Source organism: Pseudomonas sp. SBT1-2, from assembly GCF_028640875.1.
Classification (GTDB): Bacteria; Pseudomonadota; Gammaproteobacteria; order Pseudomonadales; family Pseudomonadaceae; genus Aquipseudomonas; species Aquipseudomonas chlororaphis_I.
This window is the reverse complement of record NZ_JAQZAA010000116.1, coordinates 91,145-100,247: the sequence shown is the minus strand read 5'-3', so window position 1 is coordinate 100,247 and position 9,103 is coordinate 91,145. Positions and strand designations below refer to the sequence as shown.

Sequence of the window (9,103 nt, the reverse complement as noted above, 5' to 3'; positions counted from 1 at the left end):
TGCGCTTCACCTTCGACCTCATCGGCGGCGAGGTGCGCGATGTCTTCGAGGTCGTCGAGTTCGAACTTCACGAAGCCCTCTGCGAGACCTTTCACCTCGCGGTGGAGTTGACCTGCACCAACCCCCAAATCGACTTTGGGCAGGTGCTGGATCGCCCCGCTCGTCTGACCCTCTGGCACGGCCAGCAGCCGGTGCGATATGTACACGGTGCCGTGTCTTCCTTCGTCCAGGGCGAGACCGGGTTTCGACGCACCCGCTATTCAGCTGTGATCGAACCGCGCCTGGCGCGCCTGAAGCTCAGTTCCGACTGGCGGATCTTCCAGACCCTGAGTGTCCCGCAGATCGCCGAAGCGGTGCTCAAGGCCCACGGACTTACCCAGGACTACGAACAGCGCGTGACCACCGAGCACCAGGTCCGCGAGTACTGCGTGCAGGCCGGCGACACCGACTACCACTTCATCGAGCGCATCATGCGCGAGGAAGGCTTTTTCTACTCCTTCCGCCACAGTGCCGAGGGGCACCAGATGGTGCATAGCGACCGCCTGTTCATCCATGGCCGGGTGGGCGATGAGCCAGTGCAGTACAACCCTGCGCCCGGTGGCGACCAGCCGCAGCCGGCGTTGCGCCGCTTTGCCTACACCGAGAACGTGCGTACCGCACGCCAGACCCAGCGCGACTACACCTTCAAGCACCCCCGCTACACCCACCAGCACAGCCGGGATGGCCAGGACCTGGATCACCAGGGCCGCCGCTACGAGCGCTACGACTACCCGGCCCGGGCCAAGTTTGACGAAGTCGGCAAGCCCTTCGTGGAGAACCGCCTACGCGGCCACCGGCGCGATGTGCGCATCGCCTTGGTCGAAGGCGACGACCCGCGCCTGCAGCCGGGAATTTCCTTCACCCTGGCCGGCCATCCGCGCGAGGACATGAACCGCGGCTGGCGCCCGGTGAGCATCGTCCACCGCGGTAAACAGCACACCAGCCAGGCTGAAGAAAGCGCCGAGGCGCAGCTGGGGACCCATTACCACTACGAGGCCGAGCTGGTGCCGGACGACGCTGAGTGGCGCGCCGAGCCGTTGCCCAAGCCACGCATCGACGGCCCGCAGAACGCTGTGGTCGTCGGCCCTCCGAACGAAGAAATCTACACCGACGAGTACGCCCGGGTGAAGGTCCAGTTTCCCTGGGACCGCCAGGGCAAGCACGATGCGTACAGCTCCTGCTGGATCCGCGTGGCGCAGGACATCGCCGGCGCCACCTGGGGCCATATGGCCATCCCGCGGATAGGCCAGGAGCTGATCATTCACTACCTGGAAGGCGATTGCGACCAGCCGATCGCCATCGGCCGGGTCTACAACCGCCTGCAGTTGCCGCCCTACGAGCTGCCGCGGCACAAGACGCGGATGACCATCAAGAGCAAGACCCACAAGGGCGAAGGCTACAACGAGCTGCGCTTCGAGGACGAGAAGGACCAGGAGGAGGTTTACCTCCACGCCCAGAAAGACCAGAACATCCACGTCAACCATGACGAAACCACCTTCGTGGGCCACGACCGCAGCGAGCAAGTCGAACACGACGAGACGATCTCCATCGGCCATGACCGCAAAGAAACGGTGGGCAACGATGAGCAGGTCACCGTCGGTCAAGACCGGCGCCACGACATTGGCCAAGACGACTTCCTGACCATCGGCCGCAACCACACCATTCGCACCGGCAAAGACCGCACCGAAGAGGTGGGCAACCACCGCCGCGACAAGACCGGCGCCAACCACTGGGTGAGCATCGGCGGGCACCAGGAGCAGACCGTGGAGGGGCACTCGGAACTGCAGGCCGGCCAAGCCATTCGGCACCGTACCAAGGTCTATGAAATCCAGGCAGCGAAGAGTCTTTCCATCAAGGGGCCGGGTGGAACCGTCCGTATTGATGCTACCGGTATCACGCTCGATGGCATCTCCATTTTGATGAAGGGCCCTATGACTAAGTCTGGTGGCGGAGGAAGCAACAGTCTTTCCCTATCCAGTTTGGTGCTCGAAGGACTCGAGGCTGACTGCGTGGAGCGAAATCGATGAGTGCAGAACCTGTCATGACTTTCGCGGCACAGCACCGAGAGCCACACGACTACGTCTACCTACTGGTTGATGCTTTGGCGGAATGCGATCCAGCCAGTCCACTCAGCATCCCGTCAATGATTGGCGAGCTGGGAGATGCGTCGCTCGAGCGTGTCCTGCGACCAGACCTGGCCCATACTCCAACCGCCTGTCCCGCCCTGGTCAAACTTGCCGCACCAGGAGCAATGGCTTCTTCGCAGCTCCTTGAGCTCAGCGCCCACTATGCAAAGGAAGATCTCGCATACAACAAGAGATATGTCTGCGGTTGGCTTCTCAGCCCAGAACCATTGGGGGTAGTCGCGCAACACTTGGCAGAGCAGTGCCACCTCACTTCGTCCGAGATTGGGAAAGCCATGACTCCATGGTTCGAACCCATACGCCTAGAACTGCTGGCTGCGGCGATGGGACGTCAAGTCGGAGGGGTACTCACCCCAATCAATGCATGGCTGTTCCCAACAAGCTGGGGCAGCTTTTCCATACTGCGGGGTACATCCGGGCCAGCCAATACGGAACACGCCGACCTAGTCCGCCATACACAACATGCGGCGCAGTTAGTAAGCGACTTCCTGGGCGTTTGGCGTCTCGCGCAGCGACGGCGTCTTGCGTTTGCACCATGGCGCTGGAATGGCGGCAGCCTCCTCCCCCCGCAGGCGGGTATCCATGCCTTTCGACTTGTGCGCGACGCCCAACAACACGGACTTAAGAATAGCCGCGACATCATCGCCCTCTGCCTGCATCGGGTTTTCATCCACCCGCACTTGCCTAAACACCCTGAAATACAGAACGACATTGTCGACGCTGCGAATGGTATTCAGCCACTGCAGGACCGCTTCGAGACCTACAACGACGAGGCTTGGAAGCGCATTGTCGCGTCCTTGCCCCGAGCAGAGAACTATTCATGAGCACCAGCACGGCACTTGGCCAGACCATCAACCAAGCCGCACCGAACCTTACTGGAGCCTGCAACGCCTGCCAGCGTACCGGCCTGCCCATCCTGCCCCTGCGCGCCGTCTATGCGCCGCAACCAGGTAACACTCGGATGCGGAACTCGAGCACCACCGAGCTCAAGTCCATCCCGATGCGCCTGGACCAGCCACGGACGTTGCGCCAAGGTTACCTGTACGTCCTGCTCGACAAGAAGGAATGGCAGGCCTACCAGATCACGCCCGAAGGCGCGCTGCGCCAGTTCAGGCCATACCAGACGCCACGCGAAGAACCACAACCGCTGAGCGAGGCATGCGTCAAGCAGAACCATGACGTCACCGCGTCGTTCATCAACGTCGACGCGAACAAGTACTCGACTGCCTGGATTGCCATCGCCAACGACCCTTGGCCCAAGAAGGTGCTGGACCAGTACTTACGAGGCAAGGCGGACGACGGCACGGCCTTGGATGGTAGATTCCACAAGCTCGATTTGAAGGCTGCTCGCGACAATCCTGCCAGCGTGGGTATCGCCATGACTGAAAGCAACCTTCAGATGCACCAGGTGCTGGAGTATGCGGAAGCCACGCCAGGAGACTTCAACAGCGTGCATGGTTTCTACAGCCGCAATCACCGCCTGGGCGCTTTGATAGGCCATGTCCGCACCTTGATTCAGCGCGAAAAGCTACCTGGAGGTGTGCTGGCTCTGGTGCTGCCAGACCCGATTGGCATGGTGCAGGAATGCAACGCCCAGCGCGTGAACTGGTTCCGGTCCATGCAGGAGTGGCGCTCCGAACCGCAGAGGCGTTTCGAGCTCTTCACATCGCAGGCCTTGCTTGGCATCAAGGAGCTACAAGATGGCTGGGCTGCCGCAGAGGCGGCCCAGGAATCCAAGGCAGAAGACGAACGCCGGAAACGATGGAACAAAACGCCCATTGCGGAAAAGGCCACGATGCCGCCTCTTGATATCGAGGCGGACACCAAACGCCGCACCAAGTCCAAGAAGGCCGAAGCCCGTAAGCGGCTTGAAGAACGCTACGACGAAGCGGCGCGCGCGAAATTCGAGGCCGCGTATCTGAAGGAGCTCAAGGTCTGGCAGAAGATTATCGACAGCACGGGTGAGCTATACGCCTACGAATACCAGGCCGCTCCGTTTCAACTGGCTGCCCAGCACGACTACAGCGCGACCTCCATACGCTCCGTGGCAGGCTTCATCCGAATGATGGGGCTGTGCTTGTTCGGGGGGCCGACCGACCTCATCGAAAAGGACCAGAAGAAACTGGGCGCAACTCAGCACCTCTGGAAGACTCAGTTGGAGAACCGCAAAAGTCTGCTCTACCAGGCCCTCCTAGCCAAGGACCAGAGGCTCCTCGACCAACTGCAAACGGCGTTGGCCGGCGATGATCTGGGCAAGGTCTACGACACCATCAAGAGCGTCATCGCCACCGATGAAGGCAAACAGTTGATGGTGACGCCGGTAAAGGAAGCCATCGGCCAGATGCTTGCGGCTACCGCCAATGCCAGCAACGCTCTCATGCAACACCTGTCGATACAGACGCAGGCGCTGGTGGGCCATGTCCACAGCGCGGCCTTCCTGCGCTATGCCGGCCAGAGCGTGACCCAGATTGTCGTCTCCCTGAAGCTGGGCGAGTACCTATCGATGCTCAATGAAGTGCTCCAGGAGCGCACCGACCAGTTCATCACCCAGCTCGACCAGAAATTCCGCAAGCCCGCAGAGCGAAAGATTCGCGCCATGGTGCTGAGCGGGGCTATCACCATTGCCGTGTCCAGCAACCACGGGAAAATGGTCGATGTCATGTTCTGGTCGCTGGATAGCGCCGAATCATTTCAGAAGAAACTCGAAAAACTACGCACCAATGCCAGTACCGGCGTCACCGAGGCTCTGCGCACCGTCAGCATTGGCGCCGCGACACTCCAGAGCGGAGCCGCCAAGTTGGCGCACAACCTGACCGTCAGCGCGGACAACGCCCGCACGCTGGCCAAGGGCGCGATGCGCCAGATGCGCACAGCCGCCATCTCTGCGGCGCCTGCGGGCGCAGACCTCCTCCTGGGCCTGGGCAGCCTCTGGTTCCAGCAAGACAGCCTGCGCAAGAACTACGAGACCTTTCTCAAGACGCCAGGCAGCGGCAATCCCGAGGCTCTGGCCGCCGTTTGGTCCTCGTCCATCGGAGTGATGGGGGTGGGCGTAGAGATTGTCGGCGTGGGCACTCGGATACTGCGACCAGGATTGACCGTCTCGGTGCGAGTAGCGGGACAGATGCAGACGGTCATGTTGGGAGCACGTATTGCGCAGTACGGCGGCGCTATTGCGGCAATCGCCGGAGTGATGGACGGCACCCAGTACGCGCTTGCATCGTTGAGGACCTCATCCCAAGGGGATGACGAAGCCGCGATGATTTACAGAGTTGCTGGCAGCTTGGCCATAGGCTCCGCCGTAGCTGGTGCTATAGGTGCATTCGCATTAGAAGCGACTCTGCTTGGTCCCGTCGGAATTGCGATAGCGCTTGGACTTTCTGCATACGCTTTTGCAGTATGGGCAAAGCAGCTTGAGTCGCAACCACTGGAGCTATGGGCACGACATTCAACTTGGGGGCTTCCCGGAAAGTATCGTCGATGGAAATACCCAGAGGACATGGATACCGCCATAGGCGCACTCAATGCTGCGGTGCTCGGCATGACAGCTGAGGCAGAGATAGATGTTCGGTTCCAAAGGGCAAGTGATTTGCAGGCGGCTGGAGACAGTGGAGTCATGTTCAGCGACGGCATGTCGATTCCAGCAGGAATATATCTGGATTACAAAATCAGCTTGCCGGGCTACAAAGCGAACGCGTCACGGTATCAGTGGGAGTTGAAGGTATATCGCTCCGGCAACGACAATGGGGCGACTATTGCGCAAGGACATACCGGCGGTACCATCGGCCCATTGATGCCTCCAACCTCCTCGCAGAAATTGGATTACAACCCGAAAACAACTGCCCCAATACTCAATCAAGATACGAAATCACAAGTACTTGAAATTGGTGGAGCCATTGCTTTGAACATGAATCATAGCATCCACGCCACTACGTTAGAGGTCTCTTACTGGCCCGACAAGAATGATGAATCAGGGGTTGCTCGTCTGGTCGTCATGGATGACAAGCTAGACTCTTAAAAAGGATAAATGAAATTGACCGGTCCTAAACTCAATCCGCCCTGCCTTGGTTGGCAAGAAGATCTTCCATCCCCCAGTTCAGCCCCAACTGTCCCTCCGGCCGTTTGGGGGAATGCGCCAAACCACCTCGACTCCCATTATTTGGAGATATCTCGTGCGGCGTTTCGCGCACGAGGGGTACTGCTCTGCATGGGGCTGCTTTTGCTTACTTGGCTAATAGCATCAAATATTGGGCCGGTTTCCTTTCTTCATGCAGAGAAGGCATCGATCTTCTTTGCCGGCCTAGCGGGTACCCTAGTGTGTTCTTGGATTGCGCTGGCCGCAATTAGATTGGACATATCGCCGCCGCATGACCTGCCAATACGCTTTAACAGGTCTCGCCAACGCATCTACGCCTACAACTTCAAGTACCGCTGGTGGAACCCCTTCGAACGTTGGCAGGTGGTACCGGTAGCCTATGACTGGACCCAGGTACGCGCCGAGCGCTGGAAGAAGCGCGGCGCCACCGCCCAGGGAGCCCTTATCATCAAGTGGGGCGTGGTGCTGTCCATCGTCAAGCCGGGCTCCAACGAGGTCATCGACCGCTTTCCCCTGAGCACCATGGGCGCCGACGAGTTTGCCTGGGCCTACATCTGCACCTACATGCAGCAGGGCCCCGAGGCGTTGCCACCGCCCGGCCCACCGCGCGACCACAATGATGTGCCCTGGTACAACCTCGCCCTGCGCCTGGCACCGAAAGTGAAGTGGCCGGCGAACATGGACCTCGAGTCGAGGACCGCGCCGTGACCGAGGCACAACTCAATCCGCCTTGCTCTGGTTGGCAAGAGGACTTGCCGGGACCCAATGAGTCCCCTGTAGTAGGACCATGTTTAGGGTTTGATACTCCGAATCACCAAGACGACATCTTTCTGGAACTGTGCCGCAAGTCGTCCGCTGGGAGAGGATGGGTAATTTTGTTTATACCGGTGATGATCATTCAGTTGGTTGCGTCGTCATGGCTATTCATTTCGGACTGGCGAGACCTGAGTGTTGAAGTGTGGATAATGTTTGCCTTCTTCATGTCCATCGAAGTTTGGTCAATCTTGGTCTTGTTGAAGTTCGATGTAGTTCCTCCCCGAGATTTGCCTCTTCGATTCAATCGGGCTCGCCAGCGCATGTACGCCTACAACTTCAAATACCGCTGGTGGAATCCTTTCGAACGCCAGCAGGTGACGGTGATAGCCTACGACTGGTTGCAAGTACGCGCCGAGCGCTGGAAGAAGCGCGGCGCCACCGCCCAAGGTGCCCTCATCATCAAGTGGGGCGTGGTGCTGTCCATCGTCAAACCGGGCACCAACGAGGTCATCGACCGCTTCCCCCTGAGCACCATGGGTGCCGACGAATTCGCCTGGGCCTACATCTGCACCTACATGCAGCAGGGCCCCGAGGCATTGCCACCGCCCGGACCACCCCGCGACCACAATGATGTGCCCTGCTACAACCTCGCCTTGCGCCTGGCACCGAAGGTGAAGTGGCCCGCCGACATGGACCGTGAATCGCGGACCGCGCCGCGAGGGTTTGCCCCTGAAGCGTTCATTTGCCAAGCCAATCGCTTTCTCTGTCGCAATAAATCATCCCTTAGAACTCCATAAAAAAGGAGATCAGACATGAAGCCCATCGTTCTCGTTGGCCATCAGCACAGTTGCCCCATTCATGGGGCCGGTACCGTCGTCAGTGGCGCAAGCAGCGCCGAAGTTGACGGGCGTGCCGTTGCACGCATAGGCGACCGGATTAGTTGCGGCGCAATTATCCAAACCGGATCCCCAGGCACGATCGTGGAAGGGCAACCAGTGGCTCGTGAGGGAGATAGCACCAGTCACGGCGGCAAGCTTGTGGAAGGTGAAGGGAGTTGGCTTGTCGAATAAAGATCCGCGGCACACGAGTGCTTCTTGAGGCAGTCGCTGGCGCCGACTGATTGACTTCGAGGGTCGCCTGGTTTCTCGACTTGAGAGTGTTCCGAGCGCGGGCGCACTATTGGCGACTACTCAGGTGTTGTCCATATCGGAAACTCAGCTCGTAGAATAGTTTTAAGGCAGTGGGCGCTGGCTATCGTCTTGCCCACATCTTTGCGGACCCAGGCCTTCATCGGGGCCTTTAGCCAGTTGCGGGGCATGCTGGATCTGCTCAGGGCGATCCGGGTAGCGGCTGTGTTCAGGGCGCTGAGCAGGTTTTCGAAGCGGACCGTGGGGCAGGAACTCGCCAGACCGGCTCGCCCTCCTCGTCATCACCGACGTAGAGCGCAAAGCGCCCGTCCTCCTCGCGGCGCAGGGTGGGGCTGAAGGCGATGGTGTCGACGTCGTTGCCCCTGCCGATGAAACGCATTTCACCGCCGCAGACGAAGTTGGATCCGGGTTGCTGTCCCAGCGCGCCACAGTTCAGTGGCGAGGACTCGACGCGGATCAGCCGCTTTACCCGAGGCTGGATGCGCCCCTGGTCAGCCAGTTCGCAGAAGTAGTCGGCGATGGTGTTGCGCATCTCGGCCTGCGAGGGCATCCACCCCGGGCAGCGGGATGCGTCGCCCTGGCAACTGGTGGCCGGCGCGGTCGAGGCAGGCGTCGTAGAGGGTGCGGCGATCGCCAAGGAGAGCGGTAGCAGGGATCCTGCGATGGTAAGTAGCAATCGAGTAGAAATGGACATGTGCACCTTTGATCAGTTGAGATCGTCATCGTAAGCTGGGGGAGTCCGCTCACAGGTTATCGCCTCTTCAGGTCTTGTGCGCTCAAGGAACGAATCTTCGAGCAATTGTTTGCCGACTGGAACGCAGCGCAGTGCCCCCTATCCGGGCAGGGGCAGGTGCTCTTAACGGGCCAAGGAAGCACTGACGCCTCGACTGCCGTCCGTTTTGACGCAGTCCGGCCAGACTCAG

General features: G+C 59.8%; 7 protein-coding genes. 6 read left to right on the top strand and 1 reads right to left on the bottom strand.

Features of this window, described 5'->3' with window-relative positions; translation table 11 throughout:
- The 6 genes from PVZ78_RS30420 to PVZ78_RS30395 form a co-directional block, all read left to right on the top strand.
- Window positions 1–2,066, top strand: a 2,066-nt coding sequence (locus PVZ78_RS30420) for a type VI secretion system Vgr family protein (RefSeq protein WP_337960410.1), incomplete at its 5' end; no start/stop codon positions are given.
- A complete protein-coding gene (locus PVZ78_RS30415; protein ID WP_273829751.1) occupies window positions 2,063–3,007 on the top strand; it encodes a hypothetical protein in 945 nt (314 codons plus the stop codon). The genes PVZ78_RS30420 and PVZ78_RS30415, both read left to right, overlap by 4 nt.
- Window positions 3,004–6,198 (top strand): T6SS effector BTH_I2691 family protein, encoded by a 3,195-nt coding sequence (locus PVZ78_RS30410; RefSeq protein WP_273829750.1) that lies wholly within the window; start codon window positions 3,004–3,006, stop codon window positions 6,196–6,198. Before PVZ78_RS30415 ends, PVZ78_RS30410 begins: the two co-directional genes overlap by 4 nt.
- 330 nt (window positions 6,199–6,528) lie before the next feature.
- On the top strand, window positions 6,529–6,984 hold the full coding sequence (locus PVZ78_RS30405; protein ID WP_273829749.1) for a DUF6708 domain-containing protein: 456 nt from the start codon (window positions 6,529–6,531) through the stop codon (window positions 6,982–6,984).
- Window positions 6,981–7,829 (top strand): DUF6708 domain-containing protein, encoded by an 849-nt coding sequence (locus PVZ78_RS30400; RefSeq protein ID WP_273829748.1) that lies wholly within the window; start codon window positions 6,981–6,983, stop codon window positions 7,827–7,829. The genes PVZ78_RS30405 and PVZ78_RS30400 overlap by 4 nt, the downstream gene beginning before the upstream one ends.
- Before the next feature lie 15 nt (window positions 7,830–7,844).
- Entirely contained in the window at window positions 7,845–8,102 is a 258-nt protein-coding gene (locus PVZ78_RS30395; protein ID WP_273829747.1) for a PAAR domain-containing protein, read from the top strand.
- A gap of 286 nt (window positions 8,103–8,388) precedes the next feature.
- Here the strand turns inward: PVZ78_RS30395 and PVZ78_RS30390 are convergent, their stop codons facing one another.
- A complete protein-coding gene (locus tag PVZ78_RS30390; protein WP_273829746.1) occupies window positions 8,389–8,874 on the bottom strand; it encodes a hypothetical protein in 486 nt (161 codons plus the stop codon).
- Window positions 8,875–9,103: the final 229 nt, after the last annotated feature.